The organism is Gracilinema caldarium (assembly GCF_029265695.1).
Lineage (GTDB): Bacteria > Spirochaetota > Spirochaetia > Treponematales > Breznakiellaceae > Gracilinema > Gracilinema caldarium_A.
Genome location: NZ_JAJUHW010000010.1, coordinates 54,981 through 80,307 on the forward strand (window position 1 = coordinate 54,981; position 25,327 = coordinate 80,307).

Annotated in this window: 21 protein-coding genes, 5 tRNA genes, 1 other RNA gene and 1 pseudogene; 19 read left to right on the forward strand and 9 right to left on the reverse strand. The window is 49.2% G+C overall.

The genetic code is table 11. The annotated features are described in order from the left end of the window. Window positions 1-104 precede the first annotated feature (104 nt). From Q7P68_RS05195 to Q7P68_RS05205, 3 genes are read left to right on the forward strand one after another with little or no spacing between them, the layout of a single operon-like run. Window positions 105-953, forward strand: a complete 849-nt coding sequence (locus Q7P68_RS05195) for a hypothetical protein (RefSeq protein WP_304223668.1) — start codon at window positions 105-107, stop codon at window positions 951-953. Beyond that, the gene (locus Q7P68_RS05200; RefSeq protein WP_304223671.1) at window positions 943-2,739 is read left to right on the forward strand and encodes an LptF/LptG family permease; all 1,797 of its coding nucleotides are present in this window, start codon (window positions 943-945) and stop codon (window positions 2,737-2,739) included. The genes Q7P68_RS05195 and Q7P68_RS05200 overlap by 11 nt, the downstream gene beginning before the upstream one ends. Further along, a complete protein-coding gene (locus Q7P68_RS05205) occupies window positions 2,739-3,533 on the forward strand; it encodes a J domain-containing protein (protein WP_304223673.1) in 795 nt (264 codons plus the stop codon). The genes Q7P68_RS05200 and Q7P68_RS05205 overlap by 1 nt, the downstream gene beginning before the upstream one ends. Window positions 3,534-3,552: 19 nt before the next feature. Here the strand turns inward: Q7P68_RS05205 and murA are convergent, their stop codons facing one another. Beyond that, window positions 3,553-4,836 carry a UDP-N-acetylglucosamine 1-carboxyvinyltransferase gene (gene murA, locus Q7P68_RS05210; protein ID WP_304223675.1) on the reverse strand — a complete coding sequence of 428 codons (1,284 nt, stop codon included), beginning with the start codon at window positions 4,834-4,836 and terminating at the stop codon, window positions 3,553-3,555. A gap of 126 nt (window positions 4,837-4,962) precedes the next feature. Between murA and Q7P68_RS05215 the strand changes: the two genes are divergently transcribed. Then, window positions 4,963-7,884, forward strand: a complete 2,922-nt coding sequence (locus Q7P68_RS05215; protein WP_304223678.1) for a hypothetical protein — start codon at window positions 4,963-4,965, stop codon at window positions 7,882-7,884. On the opposite strand, the gene Q7P68_RS05220 is transcribed toward Q7P68_RS05215, so the two are convergent. Next, a complete protein-coding gene (locus Q7P68_RS05220) occupies window positions 7,855-8,766 on the reverse strand; it encodes a DMT family transporter (protein ID WP_304223680.1) in 912 nt (303 codons plus the stop codon). The genes Q7P68_RS05215 and Q7P68_RS05220 overlap by 30 nt on opposite strands. A gap of 87 nt (window positions 8,767-8,853) precedes the next feature. Between Q7P68_RS05220 and Q7P68_RS05225 the strand changes: the two genes are divergently transcribed. Continuing rightward, window positions 8,854-9,345 (forward strand): YchJ family protein, encoded by a 492-nt coding sequence (locus Q7P68_RS05225; protein WP_304223682.1) that lies wholly within the window; start codon window positions 8,854-8,856, stop codon window positions 9,343-9,345. A gap of 64 nt (window positions 9,346-9,409) precedes the next feature. On the opposite strand, the gene Q7P68_RS05230 is transcribed toward Q7P68_RS05225, so the two are convergent. Genes Q7P68_RS05230 through Q7P68_RS05250 form a run of 5 tightly spaced genes read right to left on the reverse strand, consistent with a single transcriptional unit; the run spans window position 9,410 to window position 14,428 of the window. Continuing rightward, window positions 9,410-10,885: a 4Fe-4S dicluster domain-containing protein gene (locus Q7P68_RS05230; protein WP_304223684.1), complete on the reverse strand. Its 1,476-nt coding sequence runs from the start codon at window positions 10,883-10,885 to the stop codon at window positions 9,410-9,412. Then, window positions 10,885-11,148 (reverse strand): NADH-quinone oxidoreductase subunit NuoE family protein, encoded by a 264-nt coding sequence (locus tag Q7P68_RS05235; protein WP_304223687.1) that lies wholly within the window; start codon window positions 11,146-11,148, stop codon window positions 10,885-10,887. The genes Q7P68_RS05230 and Q7P68_RS05235 overlap by 1 nt, the downstream gene beginning before the upstream one ends. An 11-nt stretch (window positions 11,149-11,159) precedes the next feature. Then, on the reverse strand, window positions 11,160-12,401 hold the full coding sequence (locus tag Q7P68_RS05240; RefSeq protein ID WP_304223689.1) for a SpoIIE family protein phosphatase: 1,242 nt from the start codon (window positions 12,399-12,401) through the stop codon (window positions 11,160-11,162). Beyond that, the gene (locus tag Q7P68_RS05245; protein WP_304223691.1) at window positions 12,398-14,161 is read right to left on the reverse strand and encodes a [Fe-Fe] hydrogenase large subunit C-terminal domain-containing protein; all 1,764 of its coding nucleotides are present in this window, start codon (window positions 14,159-14,161) and stop codon (window positions 12,398-12,400) included. Before Q7P68_RS05245 ends, Q7P68_RS05240 begins: the two co-directional genes overlap by 4 nt. A gap of 6 nt (window positions 14,162-14,167) precedes the next feature. Then, on the reverse strand, window positions 14,168-14,428 hold the full coding sequence (locus tag Q7P68_RS05250; RefSeq protein WP_304223694.1) for a (2Fe-2S) ferredoxin domain-containing protein: 261 nt from the start codon (window positions 14,426-14,428) through the stop codon (window positions 14,168-14,170). Between the two features lie 100 nt (window positions 14,429-14,528). On the opposite strand from Q7P68_RS05250, the gene Q7P68_RS05255 reads away from it, so the two are divergent. The 5 genes from Q7P68_RS05255 to Q7P68_RS05275 all read left to right on the forward strand — a co-directional run bounded on the left by Q7P68_RS05255 (window position 14,529) and on the right by Q7P68_RS05275 (window position 19,794). Continuing rightward, window positions 14,529-15,755, forward strand: coding sequence for a sensor histidine kinase (locus tag Q7P68_RS05255; RefSeq protein ID WP_304223696.1), 1,227 nt, complete (start codon window positions 14,529-14,531; stop codon window positions 15,753-15,755). Further along, window positions 15,745-16,434, forward strand: coding sequence for a response regulator transcription factor (locus tag Q7P68_RS05260; protein WP_304223698.1), 690 nt, complete (start codon window positions 15,745-15,747; stop codon window positions 16,432-16,434). The genes Q7P68_RS05255 and Q7P68_RS05260 overlap by 11 nt, the downstream gene beginning before the upstream one ends. A 137-nt stretch (window positions 16,435-16,571) precedes the next feature. Next, window positions 16,572-17,903, forward strand: coding sequence for an ABC transporter substrate-binding protein (locus Q7P68_RS05265; RefSeq protein WP_304223701.1), 1,332 nt, complete (start codon window positions 16,572-16,574; stop codon window positions 17,901-17,903). Window positions 17,904-17,987: 84 nt separating this feature from the next. After that, window positions 17,988-18,908 carry a carbohydrate ABC transporter permease gene (locus tag Q7P68_RS05270; RefSeq protein ID WP_304223702.1) on the forward strand — a complete coding sequence of 307 codons (921 nt, stop codon included), beginning with the start codon at window positions 17,988-17,990 and terminating at the stop codon, window positions 18,906-18,908. 10 nt (window positions 18,909-18,918) lie between these two features. Then, window positions 18,919-19,794, forward strand: a complete 876-nt coding sequence (locus Q7P68_RS05275; protein WP_304223703.1) for a carbohydrate ABC transporter permease — start codon at window positions 18,919-18,921, stop codon at window positions 19,792-19,794. 1 nt (window position 19,795) lies between these two features. On the opposite strand, the gene Q7P68_RS05280 is transcribed toward Q7P68_RS05275, so the two are convergent. Next, window positions 19,796-20,677, reverse strand: coding sequence for a PHP domain-containing protein (locus Q7P68_RS05280; protein WP_304223705.1), 882 nt, complete (start codon window positions 20,675-20,677; stop codon window positions 19,796-19,798). Window positions 20,678-20,785: 108 nt separating this feature from the next. Here Q7P68_RS05280 and Q7P68_RS05285 point away from each other — a divergent pair. The 9 genes from Q7P68_RS05285 (at window position 20,786) to recR (ending at window position 24,978) form a co-directional block, all read left to right on the forward strand. Further along, window positions 20,786-20,872 (forward strand) — tRNA-Ser (locus Q7P68_RS05285). Between the two features lie 238 nt (window positions 20,873-21,110). Further along, window positions 21,111-21,198 (forward strand) — tRNA-Ser (locus Q7P68_RS05290). A 259-nt stretch (window positions 21,199-21,457) separates the two neighbouring features. Further along, a tRNA-Arg gene (locus tag Q7P68_RS05295) sits at window positions 21,458-21,531 on the forward strand. 8 nt (window positions 21,532-21,539) lie between these two features. Further along, a tRNA-Ser gene (locus Q7P68_RS05300) sits at window positions 21,540-21,626 on the forward strand. Window positions 21,627-21,864: 238 nt separating this feature from the next. Then, window positions 21,865-21,952: transfer RNA gene (locus Q7P68_RS05305), tRNA-Ser, on the forward strand. Between the two features lie 10 nt (window positions 21,953-21,962). After that, window positions 21,963-22,061: signal recognition particle sRNA small type (gene ffs / locus Q7P68_RS05310), an RNA gene on the forward strand. A gap of 39 nt (window positions 22,062-22,100) precedes the next feature. Then, window positions 22,101-24,056 carry a DNA polymerase III subunit gamma/tau gene (gene dnaX, locus Q7P68_RS05315; RefSeq protein ID WP_304223707.1) on the forward strand — a complete coding sequence of 652 codons (1,956 nt, stop codon included), beginning with the start codon at window positions 22,101-22,103 and terminating at the stop codon, window positions 24,054-24,056. Between the two features lie 17 nt (window positions 24,057-24,073). Beyond that, complete coding sequence (locus tag Q7P68_RS05320) at window positions 24,074-24,391, forward strand: YbaB/EbfC family nucleoid-associated protein (protein ID WP_304223708.1); 318 nt, start codon at window positions 24,074-24,076, stop codon at window positions 24,389-24,391. Further along, entirely contained in the window at window positions 24,391-24,978 is a 588-nt protein-coding gene (recR, locus tag Q7P68_RS05325) for a recombination mediator RecR (protein ID WP_304223710.1), read from the forward strand. The genes Q7P68_RS05320 and recR overlap by 1 nt, the downstream gene beginning before the upstream one ends. 10 nt (window positions 24,979-24,988) lie before the next feature. Here recR and Q7P68_RS05330 read toward each other — a convergent pair. Beyond that, window positions 24,989-25,327: pseudogene (locus Q7P68_RS05330) on the reverse strand (hypothetical protein); the annotation flags it as partial.

Consider the following 25,327-nt stretch of genomic DNA (forward strand, 5'->3'; position numbering starts at 1 on the left):
TTTAAATTGTGGATAACCTGTTAATAGCCTGGGAAAAATTGGGTATAAATTCTGAATAATTTTTGCCTTGCATATGCTCATATTGCATGGTAGGCTATGGTATTGTGAAAAGTACTCCCCGGCTTATCATTTTAATCTTCGCATTTTTTATAGGGATCTTTGCCGTTTGTCTCGGTCTTAGTTTTCTCTTTGATTATATATTTAACGCCTGCAATGTACCGCCTAGTACTATCAATGTGGGACAATTAATAAAAAACGTATTTTGGATGATTCAGATTATCACGCTTTACAGCACAGCTATTGTTGGCGTTAATTATGCTTATAGAAGAAAAATACCAGTATTTATATCAATACCGCTTTTATTTATTATTATTACCGGTTTTAGTATTGCAGTGACCTTTCTTTATGAAAGAAGTTTGCCGCTGCTTGGAACTCATGTTCCTATTACAAGCAATCTTGCAATTCAGCCGGGAACTATATTGTTCGAAGGAAACACAAAACAGGTTCTCATTCAAAACAAGGGAAGCTCTGTAAGGCTTACAAGTCTCCTTCCACAGCAAAACAGCCTTATCAACGACCTTATTCAGGACAGTACAGACCTGGGTAAACACTTAGCACAGTTTTGGGAAGCAGGCTTATTATCTTTTACCGTTGCAGTAGCATTACTTTTGTATTTCTTAACATCCCTGGGACCGCTCATTAATCTCAGTGAATGGCCATTGGCAAACTTGCTTTTTGGACTGCTACTCTTGCGCTTTTCCCTCTGGATACAGAATTTTCTTTTTTCAGAACCTGTTATGAATATCATTGGGGCATTTATTACACCCGTGGTTCCATCAATAATGCTGCCTTTCATTGCATTGTTACCCCTTTTTATAGTGGGTACCTTTATTCATCTTTTTGCATTTTTATTATACTTAAGCAAGGATAGGAAGAAATCCAATGGCTCATGAACAGGAGATTAAAATCATACCTGTCCTGGCAGTTTATTCTCTTGCTGCTGTGGTGTTATTAATAGGCCGTTACTTTTTGCTTCCGCCGGAACCATTGCCGCTGCCCATTTATTGGCTGAGCTGGCCGCTCACAAAAAGCTTTATCGACTTTATTAACCTTTTTCCGATTCTGCTCTTTTCTGCAATTGCCTCTAGTTTTGTATTTACTATTGTCAAAGAACAGGAACACAGCCGGTTTTCCCCCCATTTTTTTAGCAGTATGGCTAAACCGCTGGTGATTATAATTGGGGCCAGTGCAGCATATGGAATACTGCTGCTGCTCATACAACCTTTGCTCTATGATGGTAAATATCAAATGCAAAGCCAGGCACGGCTTTTTAAAGAAGCCCGGGATAAGGCAGCAGCAGAAATCGCCCGGGAAGATTGGAAAGAAGCGGCATTACATCTTGCTATTTGCGAACGTATTTGGCAGCAAAGCGAAGAAACCCAAGCATTACGAGACACGTTGGCTATTGCAGAGGACAAAGAAAAGGCCAAAATGTTCAAAATTGAACATCCGGAAATTGAAAAGGGCTATATCGAAACATCAGAAGGAATAATCCCACTGCTTTCAGGACAGAAGGGTCCAGTAACAGTGAGGGAAGCTCTTAATCTGGCAGAGACCAATTTAGCACGGAACAATTATTTTGATGCCCACTGGTATGCCACCTTGGCTAAAAAAATGACCAAACCGGGGACTCCTGAGGAAACAGAAGCAACCCTGCTTGCAACAAAAGCATGGAATGCTATCGCAGAAATAAAACCAACGCTAAAACAGGAACAGGAATACCGAATCTATAAAGAAAAACTTGAAGGGTATAATGCTATTCTAAGCGGAGACTGGATCCGGGCTTATTATATTTTTAACTCCCTTTTACGCATTGCCCCCTCAGATCCGGATGTAAAAAAATACTTCGACAATGCCCTTGCGGGAACAAAAAATGTAGCATTCTTCCAAGATGAGGCGACCACAGCGGTGGGAGAAAATCTTTCTTTTGGAGTGTTTTCTATCCCTATAAAAGATGAAAAGGGGAAACAACAGGGACTGGCTATTCTTACTATCGATTCTCTTACCATGTTCTCTGATGTAAGCTATGGGACCAAAGTTCAGCTTCAGATTTTTCAGAACAATGGAAGCCTTTCCCGTTCTGTTCAGTCTGCATATGCTAAATTCAAATCATTTACAGAGCAGCGTGAACAAAACAGTAACTCTAAAACCTTGCTACTCCTGAAAGCAATTGATAGGAACAAGCAGAACAGAAGCTGGAACCCTGTTTGGTCAGGAACTTCAGGAATCAGAGATACTTACGTCATGCTTGATATTTCATACGAAGATTTTCTTCTTGCAAGTCATGCTCAGACAAACAGCAAAAATCTTTCTGTTGCAGAACTTTTCAAGGTCCAGCAACGGCTTGCCCAATATGGTTTTACACCCCAAATCTTCCAGAGAGAACTCATTAATCGTATAACTGATCCCTTTTTATGTCTGATATTAGGAATAGTGACTTTGACTATGGGTTGGCGCTTACGGCCCAATAAAAAGCCAGGGCTTATCGCCTTTCCCATGTTTATTATCCTTCCTCTGGTCTCAGTAATTCTTTTAGAAGGAAGCAGAATAATTGGAACCATTGTAAACACTGCATTGATTCTCAGCTTGACCATGCCCCTCGCCATTACGATCTGTATAATCAACATATCAATACTACTATTTATTGCGGTCCTCTTCCTTGCGGGACAACGGAGCTGATGAAATACCAAGAGATTTTTGATCGCCTGTCTTTCTGGATAAAAAATCACCGCCTTGCGATTTTGGGAGGAATTACGGGTCTTTTTGGCGGGTTCTTTACCGGTACGATTGGATTATTGCTGGGGATTTTGCTCGAACCGCTCGTCCATCAATATATAAAAGAACGTGCAATTAGAACATATTTAGTAGAAGCCGATCCCCATTTTACTGGAGAAAGCAAAGCTGGCATTACCGCATTTTGCGGTCTTGCTTTCATTTCCGTTATTCCCGACCAAGCACAGGAAATGGACTTTGCCATAGATCATATTGTTCAGAGTGCATTGCAGTTGTTTCATTGTCCGCTGCAGGATGGAGCCGCCCTCGAACAGGTATGCCGGCTTGCAAAGGAAAATAAAAAAAACATCAATGTGGATCTGCTTGCAGAAAGTCTCAAAGCCAGGACGAAAAACTACATTGCACCGGAAAAGATGCTTGCTGTTCTTCGAGAATTGGTAAATCTTTATGACAATAACGATTTTGATAAGCTCAATTCTATTGCACAGATCTTGTGCCCGGGTATAGAACCGGCGGGTCACCATTCGCCCTGGGGTATTCTGGGGTTAAAACCCGATTCGTCTGTTCAACAAATTAAAAAGGCCTTCCGCAAACTGGCGCTGCAATTCCATCCCGACCGGCTTTCCGCCCTCTCTGAGGAGCGTAGACGCGCTGCACAAGAACGTTTTATCCAGATTCGCCGGGCTTACCGGCAGGCTCTGGCAGAAAAACAGGAGCAAAAACGGGATCATTGCTCCTGAATCCTGCCATAATGGGTGCTTAGCATCCGTCACTACGCCTGATGTTGGCTCCCAAAACGGAAAGCCGGTCCACCAGATTCTCGTAACCCCGTTCGATCTGATATACATTGCGGATCAGGCTTTTACCTTCCGCGGCCAAGGCTGCAATCACCATAGCCATTCCAGCCCGGACATCCGGGGATGTTAGTTCAGAACCGGTGAGCGGCGAAGGCCCAGTCACTACCGCACGATGGGGATCACAGAGGACAATCCGGGCCCCCATACCGATAAGTTTATCCACAAAGAACATCCGGGATTCGAACATTTTTTCATGGATAAGCACAGTTCCTTCCACTTGTGTCGCCACAACGGTAATAATACTGGTTAAGTCCGGCGGAAAACCTGGCCAGGGGGCATCATCAATCTTGGGAATCATACCGCCAAGATCGGTATTTACCTTAAGAGACTGATTTTTAGACACATGCAGGGTGGTTCCATCAACTTCCCATTGGATACCAAGTTTTCCGAAGGCGATTTTTGCGGGCCGCAAATCTTCTGGACGGGTATTGGTAATGGTAAGTTCGCTTTTGGTAGCCGCAGCAAGACCTATAAAAGATCCAACCTCCATAAAATCCGCACCGATGGCAAACTCTGTCCCCTTAAGTCGATCCACCCCATCAATTACGAGCACATTCGATCCTATGCCAGATATTTTGGCACCCATGGACACCAGCATTTTGCAGAGATCCTGCACATGGGGTTCACTGGCCGCATTTGTCAGGATGGTTCTGCCTGAAGCAAGGACCGCTGCCATTATGGCATTTTCAGTGGCCGTTACCGAAGCTTCATCGAGGAAAATATCGGCACCCTTTAGGCGGGGAGCGGAAAATACAAAAATACCGTTAACTTCAACCTGGGCGCCTAGTTCGGTCAGTGCAAGAAAGTGGGTATCGAGCCTGCGGCGTCCGATTACATCCCCGCCGGGAGGAGGAAGCACCACCCTGCCGTTCCGGGCAAGCATGGGACCTGCAAACAGAATGGAAGCCCTGATTTTTTTAGCCAGGGCGATGGGGATTTCATCGCTTGTGATATTCGTCATATGGAGCCGGTAAGTATTTTTTCCGGTTGCCTGGACGGTTCCGCCCAGGGCTTTGAAAACCTCCAGCATGACCTGAACATCTTCGATAGCTGGTATATTTTTAAGAACCACCGGTTCATCAGTCAGAAGGGCTGCGGCAATACAGGGAAGGGCCGCGTTTTTGTTTCCGCTGGCGGTAATGGTTCCCGAAAGGGTTTTTCCGCCTTCAATTAAGTATTCGTGCATAAAAGTACCATATCCTGCAAAACTAAACTGGTCAACCGCCATGTAAGTCCTAAATTGCTAGAAGTTCAGGGTCGTCAATGCAAGCTTGATAAACCGCACTATTTGCGATATTTTCTAACAACCGATATGAAAACACCTATTTTACTGACCCGTTTTGGCAGAGCAGGACTCGGGCTTTTATTCTTCTTTTTGGTGACCCTGGGGCCTATGCATGCCCAGACATTTAAGCCCTTTACATCCCTTGCGGTGCTTAAAACGGATCATTTTGATATTATCTTCGCTGAAAAATCCCGCCCTACGGCCTTAAGGCTCGCGAGTTTTGCTGATGAAGTCTACAAAGAAGTAACGGCTCTCTTAGGTATTCAGCTGAGCGGCCGTATCCCCGTAACTATAACAGCCGATACGGACCAGTTTAATGGGTACATGAATCCCCTGCCCTACCCGCATATCGTACTATTTGATACCCCCATGGATATCGAATGGACCGCATTCCAAGATCCGCTTCGTTCTCTTTTTTTGCATGAACTCACCCATGCGGTTTCTTTGAACAGCCGCGGCGGTATTGCCTCATTTTTACACAGGCTATTTGGGTCCTGGGTTAATCCGACCTTTTTGACGGCCCCGCTTTTTATGGTCGAGGGGGTCACCGTTAGTTTTGAAAGCCTCGACGGCTCAGGCCGGGCCTCTGATCCTTTGGTGGAACAGACTATACGGCAGGCGGTGACTGAAAACCGGGCTCTCACGCCTTTCCAGGCGAGCGGCGTTTATGACTATCCGCCCCTACGACGGAGCTACTATGAATATGGGGGACTTTTCTCTTCCTGGCTCCAAAAAATATACGGCATGGATCGCTATAGCCAATTATGGCAAGCCATGGGATCAGGTATTCCCCTATCCCTGTTTTATTACAACCACGGCTTTTATCGTCTTTTTAAAGACACCTACGGTGTACCGCTCAAAGATGCCTGGCAGCAGTTTCTCGCCTCCTATGCCACCACAGCCCCGGAACCGCTTAAGGAGAGGGACATACTTATCCGGGATCTCCAGATAGCTGGCCTAGCAGCCGCAGATTCGGTGGTGTACGGCATAGACACAAAAGAGCATGTGCTCTTTGCCGTGGACTTAAGAAAAGAGACGAATCAGGCAAAAAAGCAGCGGATCCGTACGGTACCATCCTCTGCCTACGATCTTTCTATTAATCAGGCGCAGAACAGGCTGCTTATTTCCTATTACCGGTACGCCGGCGACCTGGCCAGTGCGGTGGTAGGGGAGTACACCACCGCGGGAAAAGCGACCGGCCGGGAATGGACTGGCATTTACAAGGCAAGCTATTTCCGGGATGGCATAGTCGGTATTGGATCCCGGCTCCATTATACGGACCTGGTGTATGTGGACGGCCCAGGTCGCCGGCATGTTCTTGCCCAGGGAAACGATCTTGTTCTTTTTTCCAAACCAGTCCCCATAGACGACCGGCGGATTGCCATCATTTTAAGCGTCAAAGGAGAGCGGCGGCTCGGCATCTTTAATGTAGAAGATAGTACTTTTTCCATCGTAAAGACCGGCCTCCCCGACGACGCTGAACGGTGGCGTTTTGTACGCAACCTGTCAGCCCGGGGGACTAGCCTTTTCTTTTCCTACAACGACGATCATAGCTTTTACAGATGGGGAAAACTAGACCTGGATAATCCTAATCCTGAGAGGGCCCTCTATTTTTCTGAAAGCAAGCGTTCTGGCGGCGTGCTGTTGCCGGTTCAAACGACAGACAGTCTTGTGTACCGCGCTGCAGAAAGCACCTGGGACCAGTTAGTCCGCTATCCCTTTAACGAACTCGAGGGGGCGAGCGGAATCTATTCGGCCTACCGGCTTGAACCCTTTGATATACAAGAAGGAGCAGAGCAGATGGGAACAGCGGTACTACCCTCCGCCGCCCAGAATAAGCCGAAAGAAACAGCCTACAATCCTATCCGCTACCTGAACCCCCTCAAATTCTGGCTCCCTGTGCCTCTTATCAATAATGTGGATAACAGTATCCGCATCGACGGCATGGGCATTATCACCTACCTCATGGATCCTACCGACACCAATACGGTGCTCATTAACGCTGGGGGAGATCTGGTCGGAAAGCTCGGCTATTTTGATATTTCCTGGACTTCACTGAACCTTGGGTTTCCGGTCTTTAGTTCCGTTTCTGACCAGATGGAAGCCATAGAGTCCCTATCTGGTTATACTGCTTACCGGGCAAGCAGGGTGCAGTTTTCTAGCCCCCTCGTCTTTAATTTGGGGGATAAAAACTTTAATCTCCATCTCATGCCATCGCTCTCCATGCTGCTTGCCGCCTTTGATCCCGGGGATGGAAGCAGCGCTTACCTGTGGACTTATGAGAAGCCCCTGTGGGCCTACGGCCTCAGTCTGGGGCTTTCCAATTTTTACCGGAAACCCTGGCAGCTTTTCGGGAACGGCGCCGGACTTGACCTGTTTGCCCGCTCGGTGTGGAAAGGAAACTCAAACCGTCTCGACGCAACACTTAAGGCGAGCAAGGAACCCCTTTCGTCCTGGTTTGCCCTGCGGGGGACAATCTATGGAGCCTGGGACGAACGGGGGATGAGCCTGGACGGAAAAAGCGTTTCCTATGGCAATGCCCCCTTTGCGGATGTAGCGGCTTCCGAATATGCTTCTCAGGCGCCTGCAAACCTCCCCTGGCTGGCAGGCGGAGAAGCGGAGTTAAAACTCTTTGCGATAGAAACTCAATCCAATATATCCCACCTCTATGTAAACCGCCTTTTCGGCACCCTGGCTTACCGCGGGGTAATCTATGAGGCTACTGAAAAAAGCAATCTGGAAGACGCTGGCGAAGCCCTTGCCAATAGACTGTACGGTTACCATTCTATCATCGTGAAACTGGGAACCGTCGTATCGGCCACACCTATTACGTTAGCACCACTCCGTTATTCGCCCTTCTTCTGGGCTGCCATAAAGCTTTCTAACCTAAAGGACCAGGATGCAAGCAACGATTTCCAGCTAGGTTTTGCCCTTTCGTTTGAATGGTAGCCCCTGCAGGGTCGCCAAATAAACACCTAAAATGACGGCCAGGGCGCCCCACCACTGGAGGGCTGCAAGCCGTTCATTGAGGGCGAAAAAGCCTGCTATAACAGTCACCACCGGAATAAGGTTGATGAACACCGAGGAGGTACCGACACCGAGGTGCTGGAGGGCATACACATAAAACCAATAGCCCAGGGCTGAGCAAAAAACACCTAAATACGCTACATGGGCGAGCACAGTCCAGGAGAGGCTCTCCCAGAGGGGCTGTTCGAAGAACGCAAAGGGAATAAAGCCAAGAAAGCCAAACACCGATTGCCAATAGACGATATAGATACGGGACCGTTTTGCCGAAAGGCCCTGGGTAAGGAGGGCATAACCTACCCAGCTTAAAGCGGCGCCAAGCATAAAAAGGTAACCCACCGGATCCGAAACAGAACCAGAGAAACCTGTCGCAGGGAGGGAAGGCAGCACTACAAGATAAACCCCGAATACAGAGAGGGCTGCTCCAGCCCAGCGGCGAATGCGCAGGGGCTGCCGGGGCGGCAGGAAGCGTTCCATGACCATGGCAAGAACCGGTATTGCAGCAATAATGATGGAGGCTTCGGAGGCGCTTACCCGGGCAACACCATTGTTTTCAAAGTAAAAGTAGGCCGTTACCCCGATAAGGCCTGCTCCCGCAAGGGCGGGGACATCCTCGCGCTTTAGTCGGTCCTCCGGCGCAAGGCGCTTTTTTATAAAAAAAAGCACTATGGTGCCCAGCAAAAAACGGAAGGCCCCGAGCGTCATAGGAGGCAGCACCGCTACGGATATTTTTATGGAAATAAAAGAAAGGCCCCAAAAAAGGACAGCCCCAATAATGGCCAAGAGCGCTCTACTTCGTGCCTGCATGATACACCTTGCGGAGAAAGTAAGTTCTGTATACTGTACTTGTACCACAGCGGTTATGCAAAAGTCTATTGTGAGGAGGAAATAAGTATGAAAACCTGCCCCTGCGGTTCAGGAAAAGCCTACAGCGATTGCTGCGAAGCATATATTACGGGGAAGAAAAAGGCCCCTACGGCGGAAGCTCTCATGAGGAGCCGCTACACCGCCTATGCAGAACATGCCATCAACTATATTGTGGATACCTGCGTTCCCGAAGGCCGGGACGATATTGATATGGAACAGACCCGCAGCTGGAGCGAGAAATCCCAATGGCTGGGGCTAAAAATTATTGGCACCGAAAAGGGCGGCCCCTCTGACACCGAAGGGGTTGTCGAATTCGAAGCATCCTATGCTCTGGATGGCCTTAAGGACGTTCACCATGAACGGGCCTATTTTAAGAAAATTGATGGCGCCTGGCTCTACGACAAGGGAGAAATTGTTCCCACCACCATAGTCCGCGCTGCCCCCAAGGTCGGTCGGAACGATCCCTGCCCCTGCGGGAGCGGCAAAAAATATAAACACTGCTGCGGCAAAAACGCATAAACAACTCACACCTGCAGCCCCTCCGGCAGGGGGCTGCCAGGGGGCGGCTGCGTAATATTAAGTTTTAATGAGCGGGAGCTGCCGTTTCCTGGGCAAGAACATGAGCGGTCTTGCTCGATTCTGCGATTTTTTTAAGCTGCATGGTGGCGACCTTAGGATTGGTGATCACCGAGGGTCCAGCCACACAGCCCCCCTGGCAGGCCATAACTTCCAAAAGGTTACCTGTATGCTTGCCCTCTGCCCAGGCTTTGAGCACCTTAAAACTGTCTTTCGTGAGGCCGTCGATAGCCTCGCCCTTAAAGGGAATATGTGCGGGAAGATAGGCCTGCACGGCGCTGCTCACCCCTCCAGCCCAGGCAAAACTGCGTCCCCCGGCTAAGGCTTCTTCCGGAAGGGGCTTTTCTTCCATTTCCGCCACATCGATCCCCATGGCTACAAAAAGGGCACCAATTTCTTCCACCGAAAGCACATAGTCCACCAGAGGGTCATCCATCCCCTCTTTCCGTTTTGCAAGACAGGGTCCGATAAAGACCCGCAGATGATCCGGTTTTTCCCGGGCCGCAAGTTCTGCCGTATAGTGCATAGGGGTCCTGGTATCCGAAACCCGTTCTTTAAGAGATGGCAGGTGCTTGTGGACCGCCTCCACATAGGCAGGACAGCAACTCGTGGTCATAAAGGGTTCTCCCTTTTCCATCCGTTCGGCAAACTCATGGGCTTCTTTTTCTGCGGTAATATCCGCCCCCCGGGCAACCTCGTAAACCGCATCAAAGCCAGAGCGCTCTAGGGCGGCAACGAGCTTACCCAGAGATGCCTTAAATTGGCCTGCCACTGCAGGTGCAAAGAGGGCTGCCAGTTTTTCTCCCCGTTTTTTAGCCTTGAGTACATCGATAATCTGGGACTTGTCCATCATGGCGCCGAAGGGACATTCCCGCATACAGTTGCCGCAAAAAATACACTTATCGTAATCGATCCGTTCCTTTCCGTTGGCATCCTTGGTAATAGCACCTACCGGACAGGCCTCCTCGCAGGGAACAGGTATTTTGATGATCGCATGGTAGGGACAGACCTGCTGGCAAATGCCGCAGTTTACGCATTTTTCCTTATCAATAACCGCGTGCCCATCCACCATGCTGACTGCTTTTTTAGGACAGTTCATTACACAGGGCCGGGCAAGACAGCCCTGGCACGCGTTGGTCACCAGGAATTGGGTCTTAACACAGGCGTTGCAGGCCTCATCCAGAACCGTCAGAATGGGCGCCGTAATCCGATCTCGTTCCAGAGCTTCCCGGGCATAGACCGCAAGCGGTGTACCATCATCAACATACTGCTCTACAGAAAAGCCCAGCCGGGCGAGGATCCGGCTTTTTAAGATTTCCCGGTCATGGTACACACAGCACCGGATGGATTGGTATGACGGGTCGCTGGTCATTTCGTAGGGGATCCGGTCAATATCCTTTTCCAGCCGGTCTTCCAGCATCAGTTTAATAATGGAAATCAAGATCTCCCGTTTAACCAGGGCAGCATTGTTATTATAGTGCATTAGCGTTCTCCTAATTTTTCTCCAATCTTTCGCAGTATGTCAGGAATGGTAGCCTGAGAGAGTACTTCCCCATCCACCAGGGCAAAGGGAGCCTTGCCATTGCTTTTATCCTTACAGTATCCAAGACAGGGAGACCCCTCCAGTTCCACATTGCCCTTCCACTTGGCGGGGATATGATCATCCAAGAGCAGCAGCTCCGAGCCGCCCATGACATAACAGGCGGTACCTGAACAGACAACAACCTTAATAACCTTCTCATTCATAGAATGCTCCTCTATATAAAACGGATGTGGATTTCCTTAAGATACTTTTCTTCCAGCAATCCCGCTATACGTTTGATGATATTCCTGCGTATTTCCAGTTCAACCGGCATGGACGGATCCTGGTGGGCTTCGTTAATCTTTGTACCCACCACAAATTCGATACAGTCCGAGTTTAATAAGAGTTCCACAAGCTGGGTTGCAGGGTTGGATTTGAGCCGGTCAGGGCTCGCCGGATTTTCCAGAAGTTCTGCTGCGCGGCCCAGGGTGATGATTCCCTCGGTAACCAGATCTGCCCCCTCCATAAGGGAAGCGGGCGGAATGACCGGGTCTATATTTTTTAAGTTCACTTTGATGGATAGTCCTAGTTCACGGGCAACAATGCTCGCCGTGGTGCCGCCGCAAAGGATCTTAGAGCCTTGAAAATCCCGGAACATCCGGGCCATTTCCGCATCCCGCCCCGGATCGATGGAAGGCCCCGACATAAGAAGGAGCCGCCGGGGCTTACGGAAATAAATGACCGCGCAGGTAATGTCATCCTTTGGCTGATACGCATCGTGGGATTCCGCTTCCTGTACGACAGCCTGGGCAAGCCTGCGGGCAGATATATCCGGCGTTTCTCTGAGGAGTTTCATAATATAGGACTGGACCCGGGGCACCCCCCAGCCCAGGGGGTAGGAGCGGCTTCCCATGCCAGACTGGGAGACCCCATCGGAAAAAAACACGAGCCGATCTCCGCTTTTAGCCTCAAATTCGCTGTAGTGCATAACTGCCCGGGATAGGAGCGACACCGATCCACTCCTTAAAGGGGCTTGCCCTCCCTGCCTCCGTGAACCAGGCCGGTCGACCGCAATATCGTGTTTGAGCGGTTCAAGCAGGATCGGCTCAGCGGCCTCGCGAAAAAGGAGATAGGCCGGATTGTCATATTCAATGATTTTTACCCTGCTTTGGCTGTCTATATCCGCCAGGGTAAAGGTTGCGTAACTGATGCCCCGCTCCTTGCAAACCGGCAGGGTCTTCATAATTATCCGGGCAGCCTTGCGGAGCGGAATGTCCTCCGCCACAAAGCGGGCAGCCATGGTGGCGGTCAGGGTTGCCAGGACTCCGGCCTTAATGCCCGACCCGAGTCCATCGGAAAGGACTGAAATAATGCGGCCATCGTCGGTTTTCCGTGAGAGGAACACGTCACCCTCGGCGCCCTGGCCCTGTTTTTTACGGGCAAAATGGGCAACCTCGATAAAATTGGATCCATTCATGGCTGGACCTCTCCGCCACTGCGGGATGAGCCAGTATGCTCAAAGGATTCGATAATTGAGTTAAGGGTTGCCTCGGTTTCCGCCGCATTCTCGCCGAGCAGAAAGGCGATTTTTTGTACCACCGCCAGGTTTCGGGTTATTACTTTGCGGGCCTGGGAAACAATACGGTCCTTCTGCACCCAGGGATCGGTAACATCCTGGAAGACGCCCCCGGCATAGGCCCCCCGTTCAATCCCAAAAATGGTCCCATGGAGTATCCGGTTGTTAAATCGTATGTCCCGGTCAATTGCCTCTGCCCCGTTGAGCACATCCTGAAAGTACCGGGAAAAGGGGAGGAGTTTTTCCAGGGCCGCCCCTTCCAGTCCCGGCTTAGCCTCCCAGAGCTGCAGGGCCTCTTCGCCTAAAAGACGGGCAAAGTTGTAATTGCACTCCACAATGGCAAGCCGGGCATCCACAATAACTACTCCGCTCGGAATTGCCCGGATAAGGCCGTTAGCCTTTTTCTGCGCCAGTTTGCGCATATAGGACACGCACATATCCGCTTCCGCCCTGCCAGCCAGCATGGCCCGGGCAAAGTCCCGGCAGGTATCGTAGCCGCAGCCGCCGCAGTTAAGCTCATCTTCCCGGCTGTACTTGCCGGTCCGCCGCAGGGCCTCCGCCAGTTCCTGTTCGCTGCAGCTTTCCGCCGCTACGGCCCTGCCCGTCCACCGCTGCGCCAGAACCGGTCCATGGCCCTCCAAAGTTTTCACCAGATCCCCTGCCGACCGGTTCTGGCCGTAGTCCAGCACGGAGAGCCGTTTGTTAATAGTGCCGGTACGTTTTTTTGACCGGGGCCCGTTAATGCAGCCCCCGGGACAGGCAAGAAGCTCCAGGAAAAGTGGTTCCTTGAGCCTTCCCTTGCTTAATGCATCCTCTACATCATCCAGAGCGCGGGCAATTTCCTCTATGCCGGAAAAGGACATAAACCGGACCCCTTCGGTAACCTGCCAGCTTTTTATAGCCGCAATCATACCTCCATCCACGGGGTACAAGGCACCTTTGCCGGCCCGTTCGGGGATAATGCGAACATCAGGAGACGCTTTTACCAGGGGGAGGTGAATATTTGCTTCCGAGAGCCAGGTCCGCAGGTCTTCAAAATCGATGGCCACCGCCACATCCTGGCCCTGTTCATCGGCCTCCTGTTTTTTGGAAATACAGGGACCAATAAATACAACCGCACAATCATCGCCATACAGACGGCGAAGCATCCTGGCCTGGGATAAAAGGGGGCTTGCAAGGCTCGTTATCCTGTCAGCAAAGGCAGGCCGGTATTTGGCGATAAAATCCACCACCGTAGGACAGGCGGAGCTCATCAATATGGATCCCCCCTGGGCTTGACTTAATTGAAGCGCCACTTCCTTTGCGACCAGGTCCGCACCCCAGGCGGTTTCGGAAACTGCCCAGAATCCGAGGTGCACCAATGCCGAGGCCATGCGATCCAGGTCTATGCCGGGAAATTCGGATGCGAAAGAAGGCGCCAGGGATGCGATAACCCGTTTCCCCGATTCAAGGAGCTTCCGGGCCCGTCCCAGATCGTTGCGAACCTTTTTGGCCCCCGCGGGACAAACTTCCACACAGTGACCGCAGAGAATGCAGAGATCCCTCAATACCGCGGCTCTTCCGTTTTCCACCCGTATTGCTTTAACCGTGCAGTGCCGGACACATTTGTAGCAGTCCTGGCATACGGTTTTTTCTGTATAAATTGGATTAAGGACATCCATAATAATCTACCGATCCATAGCAGCAAGAAGATCCTGCAGTACCATAGGGCTCACATGCCGATGAATTTCACCGTCTATGATCACAATGGGCCCATCTTTGCAGAAGCCTTCGCAGAGGGTCCCCGTTACTTCCGCGTCCGCAAGCTCCGCCCGAATTTTCTTTTCCTGAATCAGGCGCTGTACCAGTTCGGCATTCACGCTGTTCCCCCGGGAAAAACAGGAGCTTCCCATGCAAATAACAATCCGATGCGGCTGTGCTGCAGTCATATAGTCCTCACGTGTTTTATATATAATTTTTTATCGATAAAGTCAAGACGATATTTATTAATTTGTTGACCTTTCATAGGCCATGGCCTACTATTACCACATGTATCGCTGGGACATCGTAAAACAAATAAAACCGCTCTGTCTGTTCATCAATATAAGCCTTTTTTATATTGCATTTTTTCAATATATCATCGATGGACGTCCAGAGGGGATTCCCGATTTATGGGATGCCCAGTTTTATTTTCTCATTGCGCTGGCCTTTGTATTTTCCCTACTCACCGTAGCCCTTGCAGGGCGGCCTGTTGCTGCGATTCCCGGTTTGTTACTTTTAGTTACCATTGTTATCGCGGTCACCCCCGAAGGGAGCCGTATTGGCATCCGTCTTTCCCTGTTTGCTGCCGCAGCAGCTACCTCCGGCTTCAGCATCCCCTTTCCTTTTAATGCGATAATGATTCCTGCAACCATTTTTGCAACCCTTGCATCGATTCGTACCGAAATAGCCTGGGATTTGTGGCTTATTAAACCTGATTATTCTGAACGTTTAGGAAGCATTTTTGTAATCGGTGCGGTCGGCATTATTACCACTACCCTTTCTGCCGCCATCAGGACTATCAAAGAACAGCAAACCGAAATTGGGAACCTGGAAAATACAATTGCCCAGCTTACTACTGCAAATATTGGGTTTCAGGAATATGCAAAGTATATAGAAGAACAATCCCGAGAAGTGGAGCGAAAACGTATTACCAAGGAGATTCACGACATTATCGGTTATACGCTTACCACCGTAATCATGCTGTTGCGGGAAGCAAAACTCTATATAACTGCAAATTCGCATGTCAAGGATGTGCTCGATCAAGCGGATCAACATTGCCAAAGCGGACTTGAAGAAACACGACAATTTTTAAGAATCCTAAGGTCGATTGAAACAACCAAAATCCCTTTAGTGGATGCGATTCGTAAATTAGCAAGTTCATTCCAGAATGCTACTGGTGTACAAGTTCAAATTGATTTTGGAAATGCTATTTACCCCGTAAATGAAAACATACAAAATACAGTCATCAGACTTTTGCAGGAGGGGATGACCAACGCCCTGCGGCACGGAAAGGCAAGCCGCATTACGATCTCGCTTTGGATACATGAAGGGATGTTAATTATAGATATGATGGATAATGGCCGCGGTACTACTCAATTCAACGAAGGTATCGGATTAGCGGGCATGAGGGAAAGCATCTCTGCTCTGGGCGGACAATTTACCGCCGGTCCCATATCAGGCGGTTTTAAACTGACGGCCCATATTCCCATGCAAGGGGGAAACAATGAATCATAATACCATCAGAATACTGCTTGCAGACGACCAGGTGCTCTTTATCCAAAGCCTCAAACGGGTAATTGAAAGTCTGGATCAAGATATAGAAGTGGTCGGTATTGCCTATGACGGAGAAGAGGCAATTCGAATGGCCAGGGAGCTCCAACCCGATATAACCATTCTGGATGTGCGCATGCCTAAAATTGATGGAGTCCACGCGGTTGAACATATCCGGAATCTTCACCCTCAGAGCAAAATCATCATGCTTACCACCTTTGATAATGACGATTATGTTCATGAAGCTTTGGCTAAAGGGGCCTGCGGCTATCTCCTAAAAGATATTGAACCCCAAAAACTGGTAAACGCCATACGGGCAGTCGCGGCCGGAACGGTTCTCATGTCAGAAACTATTGCAAATAAAATTATTGCCCAAATGGTTTCACAGACACAGACATCGGATAAAATCCAGGCAAAACCAAGGTTGATGAAAAGTTATCCGGACTGGTACCACGAATTAAGTTATAGAGAACGAGAAGTGGCGGTATTGCTTGCAAAAGGACTCGATAACCATGAAATATCCAACACCATGTTTCTCGCAGAACAAACAGTAAAAAATCATATTTCATCTTTGTATAAAAAACTAAATGTAAAAGATCGTACTTTGCTCATACAAAAACTAAAGCCCCTTTTGGAACAATGACACCGGTACTAAAATCAGTACCAAAATCGGTACTTTTAAGCATTCCCAACTTAAAAGACCGATTTTAACATGTAAAACAGAAACACGGCTTTTGGCCGCAGCTTACCGACAACCTTTTGAGATGGAGGAACCCTTTTATGAAGAAATTACTAGGCCTTGCACTTGTCTTTTCATGCCTGTCCGGGCTGCTCTTTGCAGCAGGCTCACAGGATACTGCCTCGACCGCACAAAAGAAACCAGTAACATTAACTCTTTGGACCCACGAAGATCCAAACCGGCAAAAAATGGAGGAACAATTTGCTGCGGAATACATGGCTCAAAATCCCCATGTTACCATTAAATACAGCGTATTTCCTTCCACAAAAATTCAGGATCTCATTTCATCTGCCTATGCTGCAGGGAATGCTCCCAGTATTTGGAACCTTGAACTCCAGAAAGCCTATCCGCTCTTTATGCAAGGACTGGTAGCGCCTATCCCAGTACAGGCTCTGGGCTTTAAAAATGAACAGGCCCTTATCGATTCCTATCTTCCAGGGATGCTCGACCCGGTTACCGATAAGGACGGTAAATGGTTTGGGAAAAAGGGTAAAATTTATGGCCTCCCCCTTGAAATGGTTAACTACTGCATTTATCTGAACAAGAAAATCTTCCGAGATGCAGGGCTGGATCCAGAAAAGGACTATCCCAAGACATGGGAAGATGTGATGAAAGTTTCTGAAAAAATCGTAAAACGAAACGGAGACATTATAATCCGCCGGGGCTTTGATTTCCGATACGGAGATTACCTTATTTCCTGGGTACCCATGGTTGAACAGCTGGGCGGAAAGGTAGTCAGTGATGATGGAAAAGAAGCGATTGTAAACACCGAAGCATGGATTAAAGCATTGAAATTTATGCAGGAATGGGGTCCCAACGGTAAAAATCTTGGCGGACCCACCTACCCTGTGGCCCGGAAAATCTTTGACAACGACCGTGACGAAATCGCCATGCACCTTTCCGGCCTCTATCAAGAAGCCCGCATGAAAACCGCCAATCCAGATTTCTACAACAGCAAGGACTGGATGGTCATTCCTTATCCGGTTTTTAAGGGAGGAAAGGATATCAGCAACACCTACTATTTCCAGTACTATATGGTCAATTCCAAGATTCCTGAAAATGAACAGATTGAAGCCTGGAAATTCGTTGGCTATATGCTGAGCCATGGGGATATGTATCTGGAAAAGGTAGCCCTCACCCAGCCTACCAAGAAAGTATTTGAAGGAGAGGTATTCAAGAGTATGCCCTACAGCAATGTTTTTGCAAACGATCTAAAACGGGCCAAGGTAGTGTACCATTCTTCTTTCAGCTGGCGGGTCAACGAACTCATTAAAGAAGCAATCGAAAATGTTATGATGAACAAGGTAGATCCTGCTGTTGCGGTTGCCAAACTTAAGAAGGACACACAGGCTTTGGTAGATGAAAATCGCTAAGTAAAAACCTTTAAACGGAAACCTTTCAGTAAGCCGGCAGATTCGACTGCCGGCCCTATTCGCTGCTAATCGGAGGAACAACCCATGAACATAGAAAAGCAAGTTAAAAAACGGAAAGGGGTGGAACAAGTTCAAGCTCGATGGGGCTGGTATTTTGTTATTCCGGCGCTTATCTTTTTTTCTGTTTTTTCATTTTATCCGATCATCAATGCATTTACCCTTAGCTTTTTTAAAAAGAATTTAATATCTCCCCTGCCGCCCCGTTTTACAGGTTTAAACAATTATATATTTGTGCTCCAGTCGCCCGATTTCTGGAATTCGGTAAGGGCCACTATAACCTTTACCCTCGGGACCTTCATACCCTTGGTACTGATGAGTCTTCTCATAGCCATACTTATTACCATACAGGGAAAACATTTCAGAATCTGGCAGCTTTTATATTATTCACCCGCAGTACTTTCCTCCGCGGTCGCAGCCCTGATTTGGATGCTCATTTTTACCCCCACCGGCATTGCGAATCAATTTATCAATGCAATCAAACAAACAAGCGGTGTAGATATGCGCTGGCTTTCCAGCGGTGAAATGGTTCAGCTATCCACCATGATAGTTTATTTTTGGAAATACATAGGATACTTTACCGTACTTTATGTGACTGGCATTACCAAAATTCCTGCAGTGATCTATGAAGCCGCTACTATTGATGGAGCAAGCAGATCCCAGGCTTTCTTTAAAATCACGCTTCCCCTGCTCAAACCAACTACAGCCTTAGTTTCTATTATGGCAATGCTCCAGTGTCTTAAAACATTTTCGACCCAGTTTCTCTTTACTCAAAGCGGTGCACCAAAAGCCCCTATTAATGTCATCACTTTAAATATTTACAACACCGCCCTCAAGGAATACAACGTGGGCAGAGCGAGTGTGATGAGCATACTCTTATTTGTAGCCATGCTGATTCTCACCATCATCCAGCTCAAAATATCACGCAGCGATGAAGTCACCTATTAAGGAGCCCAACATGCCAAGTAAAACTATCGCCAGCGTTTTTGCTAAACATCGTATTCAAAATAGTATAGATATTTTAATACGCATCTTCCTACTTCTATTTGCCTTTGTGATTTTGGTACCCCTGGTATTTATGATTACCGCATCTTTTATGCCTTCCGCTGAAATAACCAGAATGCCTTATCGCTGGATTCCTTCCCGTATTGCATGGAACAATTTTTATAGGGCTTTGGCGGGAAATGATGGGAATTTTACCTATATCAGAAACATTTTAAATTCTCTTTTTGTATCGCTAACCGTCGCATTCACCACGGTGATTTTATCCTCTGTTACCGGATACAGCCTCGCAAAGTTTAATTTTAAGGGTAAGAATATTGTATTCATGTCGATTATGATGACCATGATGATCCCCTTTGAAACGATTATGGTCCCTATGTATATGGTTGCACTTAAACTGGGTCTGCAAAATAGCTACCAGGGCCTTATTATTCCTTTTATGATGAATGCCTTTGGGGTGTTTTTAATGAAGCAGTACCTCCAAACCTTCCCCAAAGACATTATAGATGCGGCTCGTATCGATGGTTGTTCGGAACCTAAAATTTTCCGCAGCATAGTCCTGGTAAACTCCGGCCCTGCGGTGGCAAGTCTCGCTATTTTAACATTCAGACAGCAATGGGATAATCTTTTGTGGCCCCTTATGATCGCCCAGGATAAGAAATTTAAAACTATTCCAACCTATATAGTGAGCTTTGCTGAGGAGAAACTTTCCGATGAAGGGGCAATGATGGCTGCTGCTCTTATTGCCAGTATCCCAGTAATCATTATGTTTTTAACCTTGTCCAAATATTTTGTCGGCGGTTCTTCGGTATATTCTTCTGGGAAAGAATAACCTACAGCCCCTTCATCTCCCCCCAAAAGAGGCCCAAGGTTTCCTTTCCGGAACTTGGGCCATGGCAGTCGGACCCATAACTGAGACGGAGGCTTCTCTTTTTAGCCTCCGTTGCTACCATTTTGTTGATTTCCGCGGTGTCTCCGTTCCGGTACCAATATAGTTCAAGGCCATCGACTCCTAAGCTGCTAAAATAATCCAGAATTTCTTTAAGCCGCTTCTGTTCCTGCCTCATTTGTTCTGCCGAGTCATCAAACTCATGGCCGATATGGGGCAGCACCACGATGCCCCCATCCGCATGTACTTTCCGTATAACATCCGCACAAGAAGGCTTTTGGTAAGGTGTTCCCGAAAGAAGCCCTGTCTCCAAATAGGCTTTCTTAAAAGAACGATAGGAAATATCCTGGGGTAAGATGTTGTGGTTTTTAAAGTACAGGAAAAGATCAACCTTGTTAAAAGAAAGGGCCTCTGCATCCAGTTCAGGCCGCCCCTGCCGCTTATGGTTTAAGAGGTCATCAAAAGAAAGGTGGGCCTTTACAAAATGACGCTGGGCCTTTTTGATCGCGGAACGTACATACTCGAGCCGGTATTTAGTAAGAGAAGCGAGCAAGTCCTGCGTATGAGCATACTGCCCCTCAGGAAAATATGCTAATAGTTCACTCCGGTAGCCAATTTCCGGAGCGCTGCAATCAATTTCAACGGCGGCGGTGTTTTTAAGCCCCAATGTTTGGGCAGCCCGCTTAAGTTCATCAATTCCACCGAGGGTATCATGGTCAGTGAGGGCTATCCACTGGAGACCCGACCGGTAGGCCCGTTCTGCTACTTCGGCAGGCCAATCGGTCCCATCGGAAAATCGGGAATGGAGATGCAGGTTAGCTTTCATCCACTACAGCATAAACGAGGATGTAAAGATTGTCACTTAAGAAAATATCAAGCCATTGGCTGCCCTTGACAGAGCATCCTGTTTTACGATATTGTTAATCACCTTTCTGGAGCGGTGTCCGAGTGGTTGAAGGAGGCGGTCTTGAAAACCGTTGAGCCTGCGAAGGTTCCGGGGGTTCGAATCCCCCCTGCTCCGGTGATCCTTGCGACTGCCGGCTTTTCTACCAATGGTTTTCGAGCTTTAGCAACTCGAATAGGTGGGGGATGAGAAAAATAAGGCGTATTCAGCGCCTTATAAACCTTCGCCGACCGGAGGGAGGAAAAGGTGGTAGGAAGCCACCGACAGAAGGTGTAGGTGGGTTGGAAGGAGCATACAGGATGTATGCGACTGTAAACCGAATCCCCCCTGCTCCGTTGTCCAGAACAGGTCCCTTGGAGCGGTGCGAGAGTGGCCGAATCGGGCTCCCTGCTAAGGAGTTGAACCCCTAAAGGGTTCCGGGGGTTCGAATCCCCCCTGCTCCGAATAATGTGGCGTATAGCCATTTTCTGTTCCGTTGAACAAGCGGGCTTCAAAAACCACCTTCATGGGGATGAGAACTGAAGCCTTCGCCGACCAACGGGAGGAAAAGGCAGCAGGATGCTGCTGGCAGAAGGCGGAGGCGGGTTGGAAGGCCCGTACAGGATGTACGAGGCTGGAGACCGAATCCCCCCTGCTCCGAATAATGTGGCGTACAGCCATTACGACAGAGCGGGCAGATGGTTAATCCCTCTGTCACAAAATGAGGCTGTAGCTCAGCTGGATAGAGCTTCAGATTGCGGATCTGAAGGTCGGAGGTTCGAATCCTCTCAGCCTCAGGCTTATTGGAGAGATGCGAGAGCGGTTGAATCGGACGGTCTCGAAAACCGTTGAACTCGTAAGGGTTCCGAGGGTTCGAATCCCTCTCTCTCCGCTGAAGTTCCCGTTTCGAGGAAATCGAGGGATTCGAACAAATAAGGCGAAATGAAATGAGCCTTATAAGCCCTCGCCGACCAACGGGAGGAAAAGGCGGCAGGAAGCCGCCGACAGAAGGCGGAGACGGGTCGGAAGGAATGTACAGGATGTACATGACTGGAGACCGAATCCCTCTCTCTCCGCTGGGATGTACTGGCGACGGTGCATCAATGTAAAAAAATGAGGACTAATAATTTGGAGAGATGACCGAGCGGCCGAAGGTGCACGATTGGAAGTCGTGTGTACCCCTAAAGGGTACCGAGGGTTCAAATCCCTCTCTCTCCGTATTCCCCGTCATCAGGAATCATGCGAAAAAGCACTACCCAACCCCGCCAGGTCCGGAAGGAAGCAACGGTAAGTAGCTGCTTTTTGCGCCGTGACCATCCTGGTGGCGGGGTTTTTTTTCATCCCTAATCCATGTATACTGAACGATATGGCTTATGAAGTAACCGCAACAAGAAGACGCCCCAAAACGTTCGATGAGATGGCAGGCCAGGAATTTGTCGTGGCCACCCTGAAAAGTTCCATCGAAACAGGACGGATTGCCCATGCGTACCTCTTTTCAGGCCCCCGGGGCTGCGGCAAGACCAGCGCAGCCCGTATTCTCGCCCGGTCCCTGAACTGTGAAAAGGGCCCCACTGCTACCCCCTGCGGAGTCTGTACCAACTGTGTGGAAATTGCCCGCGGGTCCAGCATGGATGTTATCGAGATTGATGGGGCCAGCAATACCAGTGTCAATGATGTACGCCAGATTAAGGATGAGGTTCTGTTTCCGCCGAATGCGGGCCGCTACAAGGTGTATATCATCGATGAAGTGCACATGCTTTCGAACAGTGCCTTTAATGCCCTGCTTAAAACAATCGAAGAACCGCCGCCCTATATCGTTTTTATTTTTGCCACCACCGAATTGCATAAAGTGCCGGCAACCATTAAAAGCCGTTGCCAGCAGTTTGCATTCCGGCTCATTCCCATCGATACGATTAAAAACATCCTGGCCGATGCATGTCGAGAATTGGGAGTCACCGCTGAAGATGAGGCCCTTTTCTGGATAGCGAAGGAATCTACCGGAAGTCTCCGGGATGCCTACACCCTCTTTGACCAGGTGGTAGCCTTTTCAGAAGGCCATATCCGCACGGAACTCATCCGGGAGAAGCTGGGCCTTGTCGGACTTGATGCTATCAATAGACTGGCAGAGGCCTGTGTACAGGAACAGGCGGCGGAGGCTCTCCTGCAATTGGATACAATCCTGGAGCAGGGTGTAGCCATAGAGCAGCTTGTTATCGATCTGGCGGAATACTTCCGCAGCATCCTGCTTCTCAAACAGGGTATCAACCGGGAAGCCCTGCTGGGCTACAGCGCCGAGCGGTTTTCATCAATAGTAGTAGAATCATTAAACTCCAAACAGATAGAACAGGCATTGAGCATACTGCTGAATGTGTATCGGGATATCCGGTATTCCCTATCTCCCCGGTTTGAGCTTGAGACGGCAATTTCCAGGCTCAGCTGGCTCCGCCGCTGGATTGCCCCCTCGGAATTAAAAGAACAGGTGGATATACTGAGGAACAGCATCCTAAACCCTCATAGGGGTGCCTTCCAGACAGCTGCGTTTGACCCACAGCCCCGGACAAGCGCAGACCGGAAGGCACCAGAAACCGATATCAGATTACAGGAGCCGATACCCACAGGGGCATCACAGGGGGGAATCGAAAAGGCTCCATCATTAACCGAGGGTTTTAAACAATATCTTGCTGCCAGGGCGAGCCAGCGGGATTATAACGGGTTCCCTGACCAGGGTTCAAAGATTGGGAACCACGTTGAGAATACAACAGCTGCGGTGGGCACAGCTGGGGCTGCGACACCGGTGGTAACAGCTGCACAGATGGCACCGGCAGCTTCGGCGGCAAGGATAGCACCGGTCGTAGCACCGGCACCGGCTGAAGCGATAGCACCGGCGGAACCGGCGGTACCAGCGTCACTTACGGAACAGACTGAAGCTCAGGCTCAAGGGGCACCCAAAGGTCGGCATCTTGAACCAGACCAGATATCCGAGCTGCGGCAGGAGCTCATCAACCTGTTAAAGAAAGAACGGGGCATGCTTGCTTCGGGCCTGGAAAAAACCGCGGATTGGCGATTAGAACTGGATAATCCTGAAGGGCCTTCCCTAATTATTCCAGCCAGAGACAGGCTAAGTGCGGACTTGCTGCAAAAAGAAAAGCATAGTATCAGCGGAGCCTTGCACCAGATGGGTTACACCCATTTACAGATTGCAATTACTATGGTGGAACCGAAGGATTTAGCAGGGGGAGAACCGGGAGTCGACAACCAGATTCCCCCTGCGGTGGAAACCGTTCGGAAGCTCTTTCGGGGCACCATTGTACGGATAAAATAGGAGAGGAGTTGATGGATATGAATCCCTTTGAAATACTAAAAAACGCTCAGAAAATACAGGAACAGATGGCAGCCATGCAGCAGCGCCTCGGAACCATTGTGGTTACCGGTTCGGCCGGTGGTGGAATGGCCCAGATTGATATGAACGGCCGCATGGAAGTCCTGGCGGTCCGGCTTGCTCCCGAAGCGGTGAATGCCGACGATATTCCCCTTCTACAGGATCTCATTAAAGCGGCCTTTACCGATGCAATGGAAAAGGTAAAAGAAACCTTACAGAGCGAATATGGTGCCATGGCGGGAAGTATGGGCATAAATCCGGGGATGCTGGGCTTTTAATGAACGCTATCGATCGGCTGGTAGGCCTCCTCACCAAATTACCGGGTATCGGGAAAAAAACCGCCGGGAGGCTAGCCTATTTTATTCTTGATGCGGACCCCAGCTATGCCCGGCAGCTGGCGGAGGAACTGCAGAGCCTGCACGATCATATCAGGCGCTGTTCCGTATGTGGCAGTTTTACCGAATCGGACCCCTGCCCAATCTGCCAGGATCCCGGAAGAGACCAGAGTGTACTCTGTGTGGTGGAACGGGCCCAGGATGTGCGGGTAATCGAAGAGGGCCATGAATTCCACGGCCGCTACCATGTGCTTGGGGGGCTTATAGCGCCCCTGGACGGCATCGGTCCGGACAAACTGGCCATAGGTCAGCTCATGAACCGGATCCGCAGGGGAGGCATTAGGGAGATCATCCTGGCATTAAACCCCACCGTCGAAGGGGATACTACGGCCCTGTATTTACACAAAATTTTAAAAGAAACCGGGGTACAGGTTTCACGGCTGGCTTCGGGGCTCCCGGTTGGGGGCGACCTGGAATATGCGGATCGGCTCACCCTTTCCCGGAGTTTCCGCGGCCGGATCCCGATGTAAGGGTGTTGGCTTATTTTTCCATTATTTTATAACACTCATCAATAACCGCTTCGATTTTAGAAAGTGAAAAGCCCAGGGCTTCAAGCTGTTTTTGCTCCTGACTTTGTTCCCAGTTCATATAGGGGTTGCTGTAATTCCGTTTCAGGTACTCATAGACCAGATCTTCCGCCTCCGCTGGGAGAGAGAAGAATAGCCCCCGGCCCTTGCCAAGCACCCGGCGGATTGCGTTTCGGGCATGGGATAAAAAGAGGTCCTGGTAGACATCGTAGGATCGGCCGGAAAGCTGCATCAGCCGCTCAGAAACGGAGAAGCGGCGTACCGGAACTTCGAGGGCTTGTGGTCTAGTTTC

Excerpts from the sequence above, each read along its gene's own strand:
- Q7P68_RS05200 (WP_304223671.1), top strand. The coding sequence starts at position 943 with ATGGCTCATGAACAGGAGATTAAAATCATACCTGTCCTGGCAGTTTAT.
- Q7P68_RS05205 (WP_304223673.1), top strand. The coding sequence starts at position 2,739 with ATGAAATACCAAGAGATTTTTGATCGCCTGTCTTTCTGGATAAAAAAT.
- murA (WP_304223675.1), bottom strand. The coding sequence starts at position 4,836 with ATGCACGAATACTTAATTGAAGGCGGAAAAACCCTTTCGGGAACCATT.
- Q7P68_RS05215 (WP_304223678.1), top strand. The coding sequence starts at position 4,963 with ATGAAAACACCTATTTTACTGACCCGTTTTGGCAGAGCAGGACTCGGG.
- Q7P68_RS05220 (WP_304223680.1), bottom strand. The coding sequence starts at position 8,766 with ATGCAGGCACGAAGTAGAGCGCTCTTGGCCATTATTGGGGCTGTCCTT.
- Q7P68_RS05225 (WP_304223682.1), top strand. The coding sequence starts at position 8,854 with ATGAAAACCTGCCCCTGCGGTTCAGGAAAAGCCTACAGCGATTGCTGC.
- Q7P68_RS05230 (WP_304223684.1), bottom strand. The coding sequence starts at position 10,885 with ATGCACTATAATAACAATGCTGCCCTGGTTAAACGGGAGATCTTGATT.
- Q7P68_RS05235 (WP_304223687.1), bottom strand. The coding sequence starts at position 11,148 with ATGAATGAGAAGGTTATTAAGGTTGTTGTCTGTTCAGGTACCGCCTGT.
- Q7P68_RS05240 (WP_304223689.1), bottom strand. The coding sequence starts at position 12,401 with ATGAATGGATCCAATTTTATCGAGGTTGCCCATTTTGCCCGTAAAAAA.
- Q7P68_RS05245 (WP_304223691.1), bottom strand. The coding sequence starts at position 14,161 with ATGGATGTCCTTAATCCAATTTATACAGAAAAAACCGTATGCCAGGAC.
- Q7P68_RS05250 (WP_304223694.1), bottom strand. The coding sequence starts at position 14,428 with ATGACTGCAGCACAGCCGCATCGGATTGTTATTTGCATGGGAAGCTCC.
- Q7P68_RS05255 (WP_304223696.1), top strand. The coding sequence starts at position 14,529 with ATGTATCGCTGGGACATCGTAAAACAAATAAAACCGCTCTGTCTGTTC.
- Q7P68_RS05260 (WP_304223698.1), top strand. The coding sequence starts at position 15,745 with ATGAATCATAATACCATCAGAATACTGCTTGCAGACGACCAGGTGCTC.
- Q7P68_RS05265 (WP_304223701.1), top strand. The coding sequence starts at position 16,572 with ATGAAGAAATTACTAGGCCTTGCACTTGTCTTTTCATGCCTGTCCGGG.
- Q7P68_RS05270 (WP_304223702.1), top strand. The coding sequence starts at position 17,988 with ATGAACATAGAAAAGCAAGTTAAAAAACGGAAAGGGGTGGAACAAGTT.
- Q7P68_RS05275 (WP_304223703.1), top strand. The coding sequence starts at position 18,919 with ATGCCAAGTAAAACTATCGCCAGCGTTTTTGCTAAACATCGTATTCAA.
- Q7P68_RS05280 (WP_304223705.1), bottom strand. The coding sequence starts at position 20,677 with ATGAAAGCTAACCTGCATCTCCATTCCCGATTTTCCGATGGGACCGAT.
- dnaX (WP_304223707.1), top strand. The coding sequence starts at position 22,101 with ATGGCTTATGAAGTAACCGCAACAAGAAGACGCCCCAAAACGTTCGAT.
- Q7P68_RS05320 (WP_304223708.1), top strand. The coding sequence starts at position 24,074 with ATGAATCCCTTTGAAATACTAAAAAACGCTCAGAAAATACAGGAACAG.
- recR (WP_304223710.1), top strand. The coding sequence starts at position 24,391 with ATGAACGCTATCGATCGGCTGGTAGGCCTCCTCACCAAATTACCGGGT.